The 15,366-nt window shown below is 37.9% G+C and carries 18 protein-coding genes; 15 read left to right on the top strand and 3 right to left on the bottom strand.

Features of this window, described 5'->3' with window-relative positions; translation table 11 throughout:
• Window positions 1-15: 15 nt before the first annotated feature.
• The 13 genes from rpsE (at window position 16) to OQX63_RS15300 (ending at window position 8,120) form a co-directional block, all read left to right on the top strand.
• Complete coding sequence (gene rpsE / locus OQX63_RS15360; RefSeq protein ID WP_010599893.1) at window positions 16-534, top strand: 30S ribosomal protein S5; 519 nt, start codon at window positions 16-18, stop codon at window positions 532-534.
• A gap of 4 nt (window positions 535-538) precedes the next feature.
• Window positions 539-718 carry a 50S ribosomal protein L30 gene (gene rpmD, locus OQX63_RS15355; RefSeq protein ID WP_010599892.1) on the top strand — a complete coding sequence of 60 codons (180 nt, stop codon included), beginning with the start codon at window positions 539-541 and terminating at the stop codon, window positions 716-718.
• 106 nt (window positions 719-824) lie between these two features.
• On the top strand, window positions 825-1,271 hold the full coding sequence (gene rplO / locus OQX63_RS15350; RefSeq protein ID WP_025145210.1) for a 50S ribosomal protein L15: 447 nt from the start codon (window positions 825-827) through the stop codon (window positions 1,269-1,271).
• A gap of 7 nt (window positions 1,272-1,278) precedes the next feature.
• Window positions 1,279-2,619, top strand: a complete 1,341-nt coding sequence (gene secY / locus OQX63_RS15345) for a preprotein translocase subunit SecY (RefSeq protein WP_090501111.1) — start codon at window positions 1,279-1,281, stop codon at window positions 2,617-2,619.
• Window positions 2,620-2,626: 7 nt separating this feature from the next.
• Window positions 2,627-3,412, top strand: coding sequence for a type I methionyl aminopeptidase (map, locus tag OQX63_RS15340; RefSeq protein WP_265851723.1), 786 nt, complete (start codon window positions 2,627-2,629; stop codon window positions 3,410-3,412).
• 71 nt (window positions 3,413-3,483) lie between these two features.
• On the top strand, window positions 3,484-3,702 hold the full coding sequence (gene infA, locus OQX63_RS15335; protein WP_010599888.1) for a translation initiation factor IF-1: 219 nt from the start codon (window positions 3,484-3,486) through the stop codon (window positions 3,700-3,702).
• Window position 3,703: 1 nt separating this feature from the next.
• A complete protein-coding gene (gene rpmJ, locus OQX63_RS23385) occupies window positions 3,704-3,820 on the top strand; it encodes a 50S ribosomal protein L36 (protein ID WP_010599887.1) in 117 nt (38 codons plus the stop codon).
• A 70-nt stretch (window positions 3,821-3,890) separates the two neighbouring features.
• Entirely contained in the window at window positions 3,891-4,268 is a 378-nt protein-coding gene (rpsM, locus tag OQX63_RS15325; protein ID WP_010599886.1) for a 30S ribosomal protein S13, read from the top strand.
• A gap of 148 nt (window positions 4,269-4,416) precedes the next feature.
• Window positions 4,417-4,806, top strand: a complete 390-nt coding sequence (rpsK, locus tag OQX63_RS15320) for a 30S ribosomal protein S11 (protein WP_010599885.1) — start codon at window positions 4,417-4,419, stop codon at window positions 4,804-4,806.
• A 61-nt stretch (window positions 4,807-4,867) separates the two neighbouring features.
• Window positions 4,868-5,476 (top strand): 30S ribosomal protein S4, encoded by a 609-nt coding sequence (gene rpsD, locus OQX63_RS15315; protein ID WP_029282720.1) that lies wholly within the window; start codon window positions 4,868-4,870, stop codon window positions 5,474-5,476.
• 85 nt (window positions 5,477-5,561) lie between these two features.
• Window positions 5,562-6,554, top strand: coding sequence for a DNA-directed RNA polymerase subunit alpha (locus tag OQX63_RS15310; RefSeq protein WP_025145205.1), 993 nt, complete (start codon window positions 5,562-5,564; stop codon window positions 6,552-6,554).
• 104 nt (window positions 6,555-6,658) lie between these two features.
• Window positions 6,659-7,183 (top strand): 50S ribosomal protein L17, encoded by a 525-nt coding sequence (gene rplQ / locus OQX63_RS15305; RefSeq protein ID WP_205058757.1) that lies wholly within the window; start codon window positions 6,659-6,661, stop codon window positions 7,181-7,183.
• An 85-nt stretch (window positions 7,184-7,268) separates the two neighbouring features.
• Window positions 7,269-8,120 (top strand): glycoside hydrolase domain-containing protein, encoded by an 852-nt coding sequence (locus OQX63_RS15300; protein ID WP_265851722.1) that lies wholly within the window; start codon window positions 7,269-7,271, stop codon window positions 8,118-8,120.
• Between the two features lie 27 nt (window positions 8,121-8,147).
• Here the strand turns inward: OQX63_RS15300 and OQX63_RS15295 are convergent, their stop codons facing one another.
• On the bottom strand, window positions 8,148-8,780 hold the full coding sequence (locus tag OQX63_RS15295; protein WP_265851721.1) for a gluconate 2-dehydrogenase subunit 3 family protein: 633 nt from the start codon (window positions 8,778-8,780) through the stop codon (window positions 8,148-8,150).
• Window positions 8,781-8,790: 10 nt separating this feature from the next.
• Window positions 8,791-10,527: a GMC family oxidoreductase gene (locus OQX63_RS15290; protein ID WP_265851720.1), complete on the bottom strand. Its 1,737-nt coding sequence runs from the start codon at window positions 10,525-10,527 to the stop codon at window positions 8,791-8,793.
• A 290-nt stretch (window positions 10,528-10,817) separates the two neighbouring features.
• Between OQX63_RS15290 and OQX63_RS15285 the strand changes: the two genes are divergently transcribed.
• On the top strand, window positions 10,818-12,005 hold the full coding sequence (locus tag OQX63_RS15285) for a class I SAM-dependent methyltransferase (protein ID WP_265851719.1): 1,188 nt from the start codon (window positions 10,818-10,820) through the stop codon (window positions 12,003-12,005).
• Between the two features lie 207 nt (window positions 12,006-12,212).
• Here the strand turns inward: OQX63_RS15285 and OQX63_RS15280 are convergent, their stop codons facing one another.
• Window positions 12,213-12,572, bottom strand: a complete 360-nt coding sequence (locus tag OQX63_RS15280) for a DUF1304 domain-containing protein (RefSeq protein WP_265851718.1) — start codon at window positions 12,570-12,572, stop codon at window positions 12,213-12,215.
• Window positions 12,573-13,024: 452 nt separating this feature from the next.
• On the opposite strand from OQX63_RS15280, the gene dnaK reads away from it, so the two are divergent.
• Complete coding sequence (gene dnaK / locus OQX63_RS15275) at window positions 13,025-14,935, top strand: molecular chaperone DnaK (protein WP_265851717.1); 1,911 nt, start codon at window positions 13,025-13,027, stop codon at window positions 14,933-14,935.
• Window positions 14,936-15,366 lie beyond the last annotated feature (431 nt).

Genomic DNA, 15,366 nt, shown 5'->3' with positions numbered 1-15,366 from the left:
TGAAGAAAAAGTAAGATGTCAACTATTAATATAAAAAGAGTAAAAACCACCGATATCGAATTAAAGGATCGTTTGGTTAGTATACAACGTGTTGCCAAAGTAACCAAAGGTGGCCGTACTTTCAGCTTCTCAGCAATTGTTGTTGTAGGTGATGAAAACGGTGTTGTTGGTTTCGGTTTAGGTAAAGCGAAAGAGGTAACTGAAGCAATTGCTAAAGGTGTGGATGATGCTAAAAAGAACTTGGTAAAAGTTCCAATTTTAAACGGTACTGTTCCTCACGAGCAAATCGGTAAATTCTCAGGTGGTTTTGTTTTAATCAAACCAGCTGCAGTAGGTACAGGAGTAATTGCTGGTGGTGCGATGCGTGCTGTATTAGAGAGTGCTGGCGTGCATAACGTATTGGCAAAATCTAAAGGATCATCTAACCCACACAACGTGGTAAAAGCAACTGTTGATGCATTAACTAAAATGCGTGATGCTTATACGGTAGCTCAAACCCGTGGTATAGATTTAAACAAAGTATTTAACGGATAATATTATGGCTAAGATCAAAATAACACAAGTAAAAAGCGTTATCGACAGAAGCGAGCGCCAAAAAAGAACCGTTCAGGCTTTGGGTTTATCTAAAATGAACCAGAGCGTAGAAGTAGAAGCTACTCCACAGATTATCGGTATGGTTCGTAAAGTGAACCATTTGGTAGCAATCGAAGCAATCTAGTAAAAGTTTTAAAGGTAGTATGGGTATAAAAGCCGGTACTACCTTTATATATGTTTAATCGTTGTACCTGTTTAGTGAAAGCGAAGGGCAACACAAATTCAAAAAGATGAATTTAAGTAATTTAAAACCTGCAGTAGGTTCTACAAAAAACAGTAAAAGAATTGGTCGTGGTACAGGTTCTGGTCGTGGCGGTACTTCAACTCGTGGTCACAAAGGCGCGGGTTCTCGTTCAGGTCACAAAACCAAAATCGGTTTCGAAGGTGGTCAAATGCCTTTACAACGTCGTGTGCCTAAAGTTGGTTTCAAACCAATCAACCGTACAGAATACGTTGGTGTAAACTTAGACGTTTTACAAGCATTAGCTGAAAAACATAGCTTAACAACTATCGATTTTGCTGCTTTACAAGCACATGGTTTAGCTTCTAAAAATGACTTGGTTAAAATTTTAGGTCGTGGTGAAGTTAAAGCAAAGCTAGAAATTACAGCACATGCGTTCTCTGCAACCGCACAAAAAGCTATTGAAGCTGCAGGTGGTTCTATTGTAAAATTGTAATTATTAAATGAAGAAGCTATTTACTACTTTAAGTAATATCTGGAAAATTCAGGAATTAAAAGAGCGTATATTGTTTACGCTCTTAATTCTTTTGGTATACCGTTTCGTATCTCACGTGGTTTTACCAGGTGTGGATCCAACTGCTTTAGGCAATAACGAAAAATCAGGAATTTTAGGCTTACTAGATATGTTTGCCGGAGGTTCTTTCTCTCGTGTGTCTATTTTAGCATTGGGGGTAATGCCTTATATCTCTGCATCTATCGTGGTGCAACTATTGGGTATTGCTGTTCCTTCTTTCCAAAAAATGCAGAAAGAGGGCGAAAGTGGTAGAAAGAAAATGAACCAGATTACCCGCTATCTAACGGTAGCGATCACAATCGTTCAGTCTGTTGGTTATGTTAAAACGCAAGTTCCTGCAGAAGCTATTTTATTGCCAAATACTTTATTCTTAGTGTTGTCTACGTTTGTATTAACGGCAGGTACATTATTTGTAATGTGGTTAGGTGAAAAAATTACAGATAAAGGTATTGGTAACGGTACATCACTAATCATCATGGTTGGTATTATTGCCCGTTTACCAGTTGCAATTTCTCAAGAGTTTAGTGCACGTGTGGGTTCAGCTAGTGAAGGTGGAGGCCCGGTTGCATTAGTTTTAGAGATCGTTGCTTTATTTGCGGTCGTAATGTTTACCATTTTAATTGTTCAAGGTGTACGTAAAGTGCCTGTACAATACGCCAAGAAAATTGTCGGTAACCGCCAGTTTGGTGGTGTTCGTCAGTACATTCCTTTAAAGGTTAATGCTGCTGGTGTTATGCCGATTATTTTTGCTCAGGCGTTAATGTTTATTCCGGGTGCTTTAATGCAGTTTGTTCCTTCATTACAAGGTTCTTGGTTAATCCAGTTCAGCAACACCACTTCGTTGGCTTATAGCTTAACGTTCGCATTTTTAATTATCGCATTTACTTTCTTCTATACTGCTATTACAGTTAATCCAACTCAAATGAGTGATGATATGAAGAAAAACGGTGGTTTTATTCCGGGTATTAAACCTGGTTTTGCAACATCAACTTTTATTGATGATGTAATTTCTAAAATCACTTTTCCAGGTGCTGTATTTTTAGCGATCATTGCTATTCTGCCTTCTATTGCGGTTAAGTTTGGCATTAAACAAGAGTTTGCACACTTCTTTGGTGGTACTTCTTTATTGATTTTAGTTGGTGTTGTATTGGATACATTACAGCAGATCGAAAGTTATTTACTGATGCGCCATTATGATGGTTTGATGAAAACAGGTAGAGTTACTGGCAGAACAGGAGTTCCTGCTGCAAGTAGTAACGCAGCGCTGTAGTGTAAGGATGTCTAAAATTTATTACAAATCTCTTGAGGAGATCGAGTTAATAAGAGAAAGTTCCATGCTTGTTTCTAAAACTTTGGCCGAAGTGGCTAAGGTGATAAAAGCAGGCATGACTACCATTCAGTTAGATAAATTAGCCTATGAATTTATTAGTGATCACGGAGCGATTCCTGCATTTTTAAACTATAATGGTTTCCCTTACTCATTGTGTATTTCGCCGAATGAACAAGTTGTTCATGGTTTTCCAAGCGAATATGTAATACAGGAGGGCGACCTCATTTCTGTCGATTGTGGGGTAATTAAAAACAATTATTTTGGCGATTCGGCATATACTTTCCATATAGGAGAGATAGATGCAGAAAAACAAAAGTTGCTTGATGTTACTCAACGTTGCCTGGAATTGGGTATTGAAAAAGCTGTTGTTGGGATGCGTACCGGTGATGTCGGCTATGCAGTTCAGCAGTATGCAGAAGCTAATGGATTCGGTGTAGTAAAAGAGCTTGTAGGACATGGCGTTGGTGTAAAACTTCACGAGAAACCAGAAGTTCCGAATTATGGGAAACGTGGTGCAGGACCAAAACTGGAAGAAGGAATGGTCATTGCAATAGAGCCCATGATCAATGCAGGCGTAGCCGGTGTTAAATTCCATAACGATGGATGGACGGTAACCAGTAAAGACAATAAACCATCGGCACATTTTGAACACACAGTAGCCATTAAAAAGGGCAAAGCAGACGTTTTATCAACGTTTTCTATAATAGAAGAAATTTTAAAACAAAAAAAATAAATAATTAAAATTTTTTGTTTAATTTTGCAACCCTGTTTAGAAGCAGCTAATTAAGTAACAATCAATAAAATATGGCTAAACAAGCCTCAATTGAACAAGACGGAGTAATAAGGGAAGCATTATCGAATGCGATGTTCCGGGTAGAACTCGAGAACGGTCATGAGATAATTGCCCATATTTCAGGAAAGATGCGGATGCACTACATCAAAATCCTTCCTGGAGATAAGGTTAAATTGGAAATGTCTCCTTATGATTTAACAAAAGGACGCATTACTTATAGATACAAATAAAATGAAAGTTAGATCATCAATTAAAAAACGTAGCGCTGATTGCAAGATTATTCGCCGTAAAGGAAAACTTTACGTTATTAACAAGAAAAATCCTAAATACAAGCAACGTCAAGGGTAATTAGAAAATATTGTAATTTACCGTACAACGGTGGCCCGCCGTTCGGAATTACTGCAAAACAATAACAAATATGGCAAGGATTTCAGGTATTGATTTACCAAGAAACAAAAGAGGAGAGATCGGTTTAACCTATATCTATGGTATTGGTAGAACAACTGCTCAACGTATTTTAACTACGGCAGGTATCGATTTAAACAAAAAAGTACAAGACTGGTCTGATGATGAGTTATCAGCAATCCGTACAATGATCAACGATGAGATTAAAGTAGAAGGTGCTTTACGTTCGGAGGTTCAGTTAAACATCAAACGTTTAATGGATATTGGTTGTTACCGTGGTTTACGTCACAGAAAAGGTTTACCTTCTCGTGGTCAGCGTACTAAAAACAACTCACGTACTCGTAAGGGTAAGAGAAAAACAGTTGCTAACAAGAAAAAAGCTACTAAGTAATAGATAGGTATGAGAAGTGAGATTTTAGATATGAGATCATATCTTTAACGCTGCTCAAATCTGGATTAAAGATAATAATTAGATATAAAGTACCGAGGTAGAGCAATCTCATATCTCAATTCACATATCTAGCATCTAATAAAAAAAAATGGCTAAGAGTAAAAAAGTAACAAAAAAACGTATCGTTGTAATTGAGCCTGTTGGTCAGGCACATATCAATGCTACTTTCAACAACATCATCGTTACCTTAACAAACAACAACGGACAGACTATTTCGTGGTCTTCTGCCGGTAAAATGGGCTTCAAAGGTTCTAAAAAGAACACGCCTTATGCAGCTGGTCAAGCAGCTTCAGATTGCGGTAAAGTTGCGTTTGATTTAGGTTTACGTAAAGTTGAAGTATTTGTAAAAGGTCCAGGTTCAGGTCGTGAATCTGCAATCAGAACTTTACAGGTAGCAGGTATCGAAGTAACATCTATTAAGGATATTACTCCACTTCCTCACAACGGTTGTCGTCCTCCTAAAAAGAGAAGAGTTTAATTAATTTTAAAGCTAAGAATCTCCAGCTACAGGTTGGATGATACTTTAAAAACAGAAAAAAATGGCAAGATATACAGGCCCAAAATCAAAAATTGCACGTAAATTCAGAGAACCAATCTTCGGTCCTGATAAAGTGTTAGACAGAAAAAATTATCCTCCTGGGCAACATGGCTCATCAAAAAGAAGAGGAAAACAATCTGAATATGCTATCCAGTTAATGGAGAAACAAAAAGTAAAATACACTTATGGTGTATTGGAAAAACAGTTCAGTAACTTGTTTAAAAAAGCATCTTCACGTGCTGGTATCACAGGTGATAACTTACTTCAATTATTAGAAGCACGTTTAGATAATACAGTTTACCGTTTAGGTATTTCAACAACCCGTTCTGGTGCACGCCAGTTAGTTAGCCATAAACACGTAACCGTGAATGGTGAAGTTGTAAATATCCCTTCATATCAGTTAAAAGCTGGTGATGTGGTTGCTGTTCGTGAAAAATCTAAATCTTTAGAATCAATTAGTAACTCAGTTGCAGGCAGAACAATTAACAAGTTCGCATGGTTAGAGTGGAATGCCAGTGAATTAACCGGTAAATTCTTAACCTACCCTCAACGTGATGAGATTCCTGAAAACATCAAGGAAAACTTAATCATCGAGTTGTACTCAAAGTAATAAATGAGCTAGTTAATTACCTCAAAAGGGTAATTAACTTTTTTCATGTTACTATATATTCAATAACGAATTTAAAAAATTATAAATGGCAATTTTAGCATTTCAGAAACCAGACAAAGTGATCATGCAGAAATCAACTGATTTCGATGGCACATTTGAATTTCGTCCTTTAGAGCCCGGTTTCGGTGTAACAATTGGTAATGCCTTAAGAAGAATTTTACTTTCTTCGTTAGAAGGTTATGCTATTACTACTATTCGTTTTTCAGGCGTTTCTCACGAATTTTCTACCATGAAAGGTGTTGTAGAAGATTTAACTGATATCATCTTAAACTTAAAACAAGTTCGTTTTAAGAAAACAGGCGATTCAGGTGATTCTGAAAAAGTTTTCATCATCGTTAATGGTCAAGACCAGTTTAAAGCTGGTGATATCACTAAATTCTCTAACAACTTTACAGTTTTAAACCCTGAGCATGTAATTTGCAACATGGATAAATCTGTTACTTTGGAAGTGGAATTAACCATCAATAAAGGACGTGGTTATGTACCTGCTGAAGAAAATAAAGTTGCTGACGCTGTTGTAGGTGTAATCGCAATCGATTCGATTTATACTCCAATGAAAAATGTAAAATACACGATCGAAAACTTTCGTGTTGAGCAGAAAACGGATTATGAAAAATTGGTTTTAGATATCTCTACTGATGGTTCAATTCATCCGGAAGAAGCATTAAAAGAAGCGGCTAAGATCCTTATCCAACACTTTATGTTATTCTCTGATGAGAATTTAGTACTAGAATCTCAAGCAAAAGAAGAAACTAAAGAGGTTGACGAGGAAATTTTACATATGCGTAAAATCCTTAAAACTGAATTGGTAGATATGGATCTTTCAGTTAGAGCATTAAACTGCTTAAAAGCTGCTGATATCCGTACTTTGGCTGATTTAGTTTCTTATGATGTTGCTGATATGTTAAAATTCAGAAACTTCGGTAAAAAATCTTTAACAGAGATCCAGGAGTTAGTAAAATCAAAAGGTTTATCATTTGGTATGAACCTGTCTAAATTTAAATTAGACGAAGAGTAATACGCATAGCGCCATGCGCTTAGCGCAAAGCGTTGAATTAACTATTAGTTCACAGTGTATAATTCCCTCTGAGATAGAGACGGTATACACTTAATCAAAAAACAATGAGACACGGTAAAAAAGTAAACCACTTAGGTAGAACCGACAGCCACAGAAAAGCGATGTTAGCTAACATGGCTACATCACTTATTAAAGCAAAAAGAATTACTACAACTTTAGCTAAAGCTAAAGCTTTACGTACTTATGTTGAGCCATTAATCACTAAAGCGAAAAATGACACCACTCACTCACGTCGTACAGTTTTCTCTTACCTACAGGATAAAGAAGTAATCACCATTTTGTTCCGCGAAGTGGCAGAGAAAGTTGCTAACCGTCCAGGTGGTTATACTCGTATCATTAAATTAAACAATCGTCAAGGTGATAACGCTGAGATGGCTTTAATTGAATTGGTAGACTACAATACAGTTTACGGTAAAGATGTAGAAGTTAAAGAAGAAAAGAAAACAACTCGTCGTGGTAGAAGTAAAGCTGCTGCTGCACCTAAAGCTACTGAAGCTAAAGCTGAAGTTGCTGAAGAAGTTGCTCCTGCTGAAGAAGCTCCTGCTACTGAAGAACCAAAAGGAGAATAATTTTATTCAACTTAAGGATACTAAAGTCCTGTTCGAAAGAGCAGGACTTTTTTTGTTACCTTGAAGAAAAATTTTACTAACACTTATGAAGCTATTTGCCAGCCTATTACTTATTTTCTTTACTTGTTTATCTTCCAGTTATGCCCAGGATCTGGACAGTTATAATTCACTTACAGTAGCTGGTCAAACCTTATCAATCAGCGGACATAAAATTGAGATCAATGCAGATGGTTTTGTAAAACAAATAAGCGTAGGCAATTTCTCTGATCGTTCCGTTAAACTCAATGAAATGCTTTATGAGCCTATTCATTTTCACTATTATATAAACGCTAAAAAACAGTTCAAATTTATGCCAACCGAATTCAGGTTTTTAACTGTTGGAAAAGACTCTGTTACGTGGCGGGCGCGAAGTACAGCTGATGGCCTGAAACAAGATGTTTTTGGCAAGGCATATGCAAATGGAGTTATTCGGTTTAAAGTGTATGTTTCAGGTACTGAAGTCGAATTTCAAAATATCAATTTTCATATTCCATTTAATATTAGCAGTTCAAACTATTTTGGTGGCTTAGGTCAAAAGGGCAATGTACGTCCAGATACGGTAAAATGGAATTCAAGTAGTCGTTTAAAAATAAAACCGGCTTTTTGGGTAGGCAATGAGTGGCAGGGGCTTTATTTAAGATTGGATGATCAACCTGTAGTTAATGATCATCATTTCATAAACGGTTGGTTGAATGAGAAAAACGAAGGTTTTCAAGTTAATGTTAAAGGGAGTTCTATGCTTTCGAATTTTACTACTGGAAGTATTGCGTTAGCTTCAGAACAAGAATTAATCTTCCATTATAGCATTATAATTTCTGGGCACGGTAGTTTAAAGATGCCCGTTAATTCAAAAAAGAAATTTAAACATTTATTGCATTTAGATCTGCATACAAAATAAAAAGGAGCGAATGCTCGCTCCCTTAAGTTAAATCTTTACATTTTCCATTCCATACTGCTTCAATACATCAGCAGGAACGCCAGCCCATTGATTTGGTGCGTTACCCACATAACCAATGTCTTTTACGCCCATTTCTGTAGTGTAAAAACCCGATGCTGTTAAATTTCTCATCCTGTTGAAAAAGGTTACACCAGCCTGCATTTCTGGCCTGGCTTTTTTAGGATAGGCAATTTCATCTACAATCGAAATTTGTTGTTCTGCCGAAGCCTCAACAAAAGGTTTTTGGAATTTATTAAAACTGTATACATCCAGCCACTTCAGGCCGCCACGCATAGGTATTTTATGCTCAGGAATATCTTTTACAATAAATTCGATAAACTCGGGCACTTTTGCATCAGATGCACTGCCCGAAACTTCATCTTTAGGGATAATGATATCGGCCAAAACTGTAATTGTAGCCATCTCATGTTTGGTGAAAAAAGTTTCTGATTTCAGATTTTTATCACGGTCTAATTCCCATTGCTCCCTTCCTGCTTCTTTTGCGCTTTCTTCTGGTGTCGCAACTTCGGTTTTTGCTTCAGGCTGCTTACATGCATCAAGCAATACGCTTGTGCTGATGGCTGTTAAACCTAATGCTTTTAGTGAATCACGTCTGTTCATATGGTAATTCTTAAATGTTCTGTTTTTTCTTTTGAGCTAAAATATATTCTGCAGTACGCATGGATAGGGCCAGGATAGTCCACGTGGCATTTTTATCGCCCTGTTGTACGAACGGACCAGCATCTACCACAAATAGATTTTTACAGTCGTGTGCCTGGCAGTATTTATTTAGCGCCGATTTTTTAGGATCATCACCCATGCGGATGGTACCCACTTCGTGGATGATTTTTCCAGGGTTGAGTAAGCCATAATTGGTATCTGCTCCCTGAATTTCGGAAGTGACTACTGCCCCCATTTCCTTCATAATGGAAAGAAAGGTTTCCTGCATGTGTTTCGCCTGTAGAATTTCATCTTTGTCCCATTTGTAGTTAAATCTTAAAACAGGGATCCCATATTTATCTACCGTGTTCGGGTCGATTTCGCAATAGTTACTTTCTCTGGCAATGGCGGTACCGCGACCGGCCATACCAACACCTGTTCCATAAAAACGGCGGTAATCATCTTTTAATGATTTTCCATAACCTCCAGCTTCTTTCATTTTACCATCTCTGCCAGGTACCATACCGTTCATTTGAGCCACTCCACCACCAAAACCGTAAGCAGGCATGCCCATTCCACCCCAATATTCGATATGGTAACCACGTGGGAAATTTAATTTCCTGTTATCTAACCACCATGGTGAATAAATGTGTACACTTCCTACACCATCTTCATTATAACGTTTCCTATCCATCAATTGTGGCAGGAATCCCGAAACACTTGCACCTGTAGAATCGTGTAGGTATTTGCCAATCACACCACTACTATTGGCAAGGCCATTTGGATGTGAGGTTGATTTTGAATTTAATAATATACGTGCAGATTCGCAGGCACTCGCACCTAAAATAACCAACTTGCCGTTTACCTGATATTCCTGCAGATCTTTACGGTTTACATAAGAAACACCTTTTGCATTACCGTCCTTATCCGTAATCACTTCGCGTACCATTGCATCTGTAATAACAGTCAGGTTTCCTGTTTTTACTGCAGGGTTTACCAGGCACGATGAAGATGAAAAATCGCCATAAACTTTACAGCTTCTGCCACATTGGCCACAGTAAAAACAAGGTGCGCGATCGTTGTTGTTCGGTAAAGCTTCTGTTAATACAGACCCACGACCAGTAATTACTTTTACTCCCGCTTTTTCAGCTCCTTTTTTAATGAAAAGTTCATTTAACCTTGGTTTGGGCGGTTTCATGAAAATTCCATCAGGTTCATTTTCTAAACCTTCAGCTGTTCCATAAATACCGATCATGCGGTCAACTTTATCGTAAAATGGTTTTACATCGGCGTAGGTTATCGGCCAGGCGTCGGTTAAACCATCTTTAGGTTTAAAATCATCAGGGCCCATCCGCAAAGAAATCCTACCCCAATGGTTGGTACGGCCACCGAGCATGCGCGAACGGAACCATTCGAATTCACTTTTGTTTTTCTGGGTATAAGGCTCGCCTTCAAGTTCCCAGCCGCCATAAGAAGCATCAAAATCACCAAACGGACGGACAGTGCCTGCCCCACGGCGTGGTGATTCCCATGGCCATTTTAATTGATGTGAATCTAATCGCGGATCGAAATTTTGACCGGCCTCAAGCATTAAAACCTTTTGACCGGCATGCGCCAGTACATAGGCTGCCATTCCGCCACCTGCACCTGAACCAACAACGATGGCATCATATACGGTAGGCGATTTTTTTATCTGAAAGTCACTCATGTATTGTGATTAGCTTTTTAAATATCCTAATCTAGAATTTAATTTTCTGAAAAAAAAGCGTTGCGCTACTTTGGAATCAATATAGATAATTGATGTCATTTTGCATTTCTAAATCGTATTACGTCATTCATTTATTTAAATCAATACCAACGATTTTTCTGGTTGAAAATGGCCAGTCCATATGACATTTTCCCTCTTTCATCTTTTTATATGGTCGCTCTATTGTTACATTATGAGTTGAATGTTCAGCTCCAGATAAACTTGATTATCTTTGTATTTTAAATTTATAAATGCCAGTGTCGGAATATATAGAACAATTTATCACGGCTTTAAAAGAAAGCCTGAATGCAGCAACATTTGTGAAAATTTCTTTAGGGAACTATAAAGGAGCGGAGGAAGGCTTAAAACAACTGCTGATCCGTAAGGTGATGATTAAACGTGAAGATAAACTGGCTGTTACCTATCGTTACAAAACACGCGACCTGGTTAAAAACTATGCTATTGATGAGGTAATCGATTTAATTGAGGATTATTTGGAGCAAGGATTTAAAATAGCTACGCTGTTTACCATAGAAAACGACCTGATTTTAGAAGAATTGAACAATGGAAAAGTTGTGTTGCGGAAAGGTAAAGCATCAAACGTGGCAGCGCTATCTGTTGATCATGACAAAGCAAAAACCAGGTTGATCAAGCCTGATTCGAAGTCATATTTAACTGAATTAAAGATTACTGACACAGACGGTAAGGTTTTTAAAAATGCGCAGGATAAATTCAGGCAGATTAACCATTACATTGAAATTTTAAGTTCTTTAATAAAAGAACTGCCAAAAGGAACAATTAAAAAGGTGGCTGATATGGGCTCGGGTAAAGGTTATCTAACTTTTGCGCTCTACGATTACCTGCATTCGGTTTTGAAATTGGAAAGCGAGGTAATAGGAGTAGAGTACCGTCAGGATATGGTTGATTTGTGTAATCAGGTAGCGGCTAAATCTGCTTTCGATAAATTGAATTTTGTACAGGGAACCATCGAGGATTTTAAGGCAGAGGGTGTAAACCTGTTAATTGCATTGCATGCCTGTGATACTGCAACTGATGATGCCATTTATAAGGGAATTAAAGCCAATGCTGAGCTGATTGTGGTTGCGCCATGTTGCCATAAACAGATCCGCAGGGAGATTGAACAAAATAAAGTGAAGAACGATGTTTCTTTTTTAACCAAATATGGGATCTTTTTAGAACGTCAGGCTGAAATGGTTACCGATGGTATACGTGCTTTGATTTTAGAATATTTTGGCTATAAAACTAAAGTTTTTGAATTTATTTCTGATGCGCATACGCCTAAAAATGTACTTGTAGTGGGGGTAAAGGGCAAAGCGCATAGCGCGGAGCGAAAAGCGGAAATTTTACAGAAAATTAAAGCCAGTAAGGAATACTTTGGGATTGGATACCATCATTTGGAAAAATTGTTGGAGTTGTAGATTTTTAATGTGGCCGTCATGCTGAATTTATTTCAGCATCCTTCACGATAAGACCCTGAAACAAGTTCAGGGTGACGATCGACTTGTTAAGTTGATCACTAAGAGCGGATAGCTTATGCATATAATATTAATGGCGCCAGGAATTTACTAGGTTATCGTCGTTCTGAACTTGTTTCAGAATCTTTATGCTAACTATTATAGACGAACTTACAAGTGCAATAAAATCAGTGCTACCAATGCCGGGATTGATTGCACATATAAAATTTTCTTGCTCGCAGTTGCGGCACCATAAATACCGGCAATAATTACGCATATCAAAAAGAATATGGCTACATAAATTTTCCATTGATGATCGCTGATGCATAATGACCATATTAGACCTGCAGCCAAAAAGCCATTATATAATCCCTGGTTGGCAGCCAATGTTTTTGTTGGTACGAATAAATCTTTTGGGATGGTTTTAAAAACTTTTGGTGCTTTGGTGGTCCAGGCGAACATTTCTAACCAAAGGATGTAGATGTGGATGAAGGCGACTAAGCCTATTACGATTTGTGCTGCTATTTGCATTTTATAAGGGATTATACAGATTTTTAAAGAGATTACACAGATTTAAATGATTGCATAGACTGATTGTATCTCTAAAGATATAAAAATTAAGGATGGTTTTTTACTGTCCGTTGTAACTAAACCCGATAATAGCGAACACGAGTGAAACGAAGTAAAGCGGTTAGCGGGGCTGCTGCTGCCGAAGAATTGCTGACTTTCATTTTCAAATCATTTTAAGGAATCTGCAATTTGCTTTAGTCTTATGCTTTCACCTTTGGTCTTTAGTATTTACCCTCCCATACTTCCATTCCACATTATCCATCATTTTCTGTCATGCTGTCAGTAATCTATAGCCTCTTTTTTTACATTTTAACAGTCTTTCATCCATATTTTCTGCCAAAAACCAATTGGCACAAGCATTGTTTAATAGCAGTAGAAATTATAATACTTTAAAAAGAGAAAATAAAAATACAATGGGAAAAATTATTGGAATAGACTTAGGAACAACAAACTCTTGCGTGAGCGTAATGGAGGGCAACGAGCCTGTAGTTATAGCAAACAGTGAGGGTAAACGTACTACACCGTCTATTGTTGCTTTTGCAGAAAACGGTGAGCGTAAAGTTGGCGAGCCTGCTAAACGTCAGGCTATAACTAACCCAACAAAAACGATATATTCAATTAAACGCTTTATGGGTAGCAGCTACGACGAAAGTGCGAAAGAGGCTGGACGCGTACCTTATAAAGTAGTAAAAGGTGATAACAATACACCACGTGTTGAAATCGACGACAGAAAATATACTCCACAAGAGATTTCTGCAATGATTTTGCAGAAAATGAAAAAAACTGCAGAAGATTTCTTAGGGCAGGAAGTAACTGAAGCAGTAATTACTGTACCAGCTTATTTTAACGATGCACAACGTCAGGCGACTAAAGAAGCTGGCGAGATTGCAGGTTTATCTGTAAAACGTATCATTAACGAGCCAACTGCAGCTGCTTTAGCTTATGGTTTAGATAAAGCACACAAAGACATGAAAATTGTTGTGTTTGACTGTGGTGGTGGTACTCATGACGTTTCTGTATTAGAATTAGGTGATGGCGTTTTCGAAGTAAAATCTACTGATGGTGATACACACTTAGGTGGTGATGACTTTGACCACATTATTATTGATTGGTTAACTAGCGAATTCAAAGCTGAAAACAGCATGGATTTAGCTAAAGACCCAATGGCATTACAACGTTTAAAAGAAGCTGCTGAGAAAGCTAAAATTGAGTTATCTAGCACAACTTCTACTGAAATTAACTTACCATACATCACTGCTGACGCTAGCGGCCCTAAACACTTAGTACGTACATTATCTCGTGCTAAATTTGAGCAATTGGCTGATAGCTTAATCAAACGTACTATCGATCCTTGTAAATCTGCTTTGAAAAATGCTGGTTTAAGCACAAGCGATATCGACGAAATTATTTTGGTAGGTGGTTCAACCCGTATTCCTGCTATTCAAGACGCTGTTAAAGCTTTCTTCGGTAAAGAGCCAAGTAAAGGTGTTAACCCTGATGAGGTTGTTGCAATTGGTGCTGCTATTCAGGGTGGTGTATTAACCGGTGATGTTAAAGATGTATTGTTATTAGACGTTACTCCTTTATCATTAGGTATTGAAACTATGGGTGGTGTAATGACTAAATTAATCGAGTCTAACACAACAATCCCAACTAAAAAATCTGAAACTTTCTCAACTGCAGCTGATAACCAACCTTCAGTAGAAATCCATATTTTACAAGGTGAGCGTCCAATGGCTGCTCAGAACCGTACAATTGGCCGTTTTATTTTAGATGGTATTCCACCAGCACCTCGTGGTGTGCCTCAGGTAGAAGTATCATTTGATATTGATGCCAACGGTATTTTACACGTAAGTGCAAAAGATAAAGCTACTGGTAAAGAGCAAAAAATCCGTATCGAAGCATCTTCAGGTTTAACTGATGCTGAGATCAAAAAAATGAAAGAAGAAGCTGAAGCTAATGCAGCAGATGATGCTAAGCAAAAAGAAGAAGCTGATAAAATCAACGGAGCTGATGCTTTAATTTTCTCAACTGAGAAACAATTAAAAGAGTTTGGTGATAAATTATCAGCTGATAAAAAAGCACCAATCGAAGCTGGTTTAGAGAAATTAAAAGCAGCGCATTTATCACGTAACTTCGCAGATATCGATGCAGCTTCGGCTGAATTACAAGCGGCATGGAACGTAGCATCAGAAGAAATGTACAAAGCTGGTGAGCAGCCTCAGGGTGGTGAGCAACCACAAGCTGATGGTCAACCTCAAGGTGGTGGCGATAACGTTACTGATGTTGATTTTGAAGAAGTAAAAGAAGACGACAAGAAATAGTCTGGAGTCTTTAGTCCTGAGTCGTAAGTCTCGGGAGCATAAAACAGAAAGCGTTCCTGATTAAGTTCAGGAGCGCTTTTTTGGTTTTAATGGCGGTTGTTTAGCTTCTATGTTCTCATGTGCCTTGTAGGGTTCAAGAGCGTTTGAAAATGAATGTTCAGGTGCTTTCGGGAACTGCAGTTACGCCATTCGCTGTAGCCCTTATGATCCCGATGAAAAATGGGGACGGGGCTGCCGTTGCTGTCGGGTTTATGAAGAACGGTTGGTACCTTTGGGGCAATTTGAAATAGCGATAGGTTTAACGTTGGTCAAGATTTGCAATCCTGACTGAATGAGTTGTGGATTTTTAATCCACTTTGAATTATCGCACAATAATAACAACTAATCGAATTAAGGTTAAAAAAATGCTGCTATTTGCTTCCCTGAGGAGG

This window comes from Pedobacter sp. PF22-3, assembly GCF_026239555.1.
GTDB lineage: Bacteria > Bacteroidota > Bacteroidia > Sphingobacteriales > Sphingobacteriaceae > Pedobacter.
Note: the sequence above shows the minus strand (reverse complement) of the source record. Positions and strands in the feature narration are given on the sequence as shown.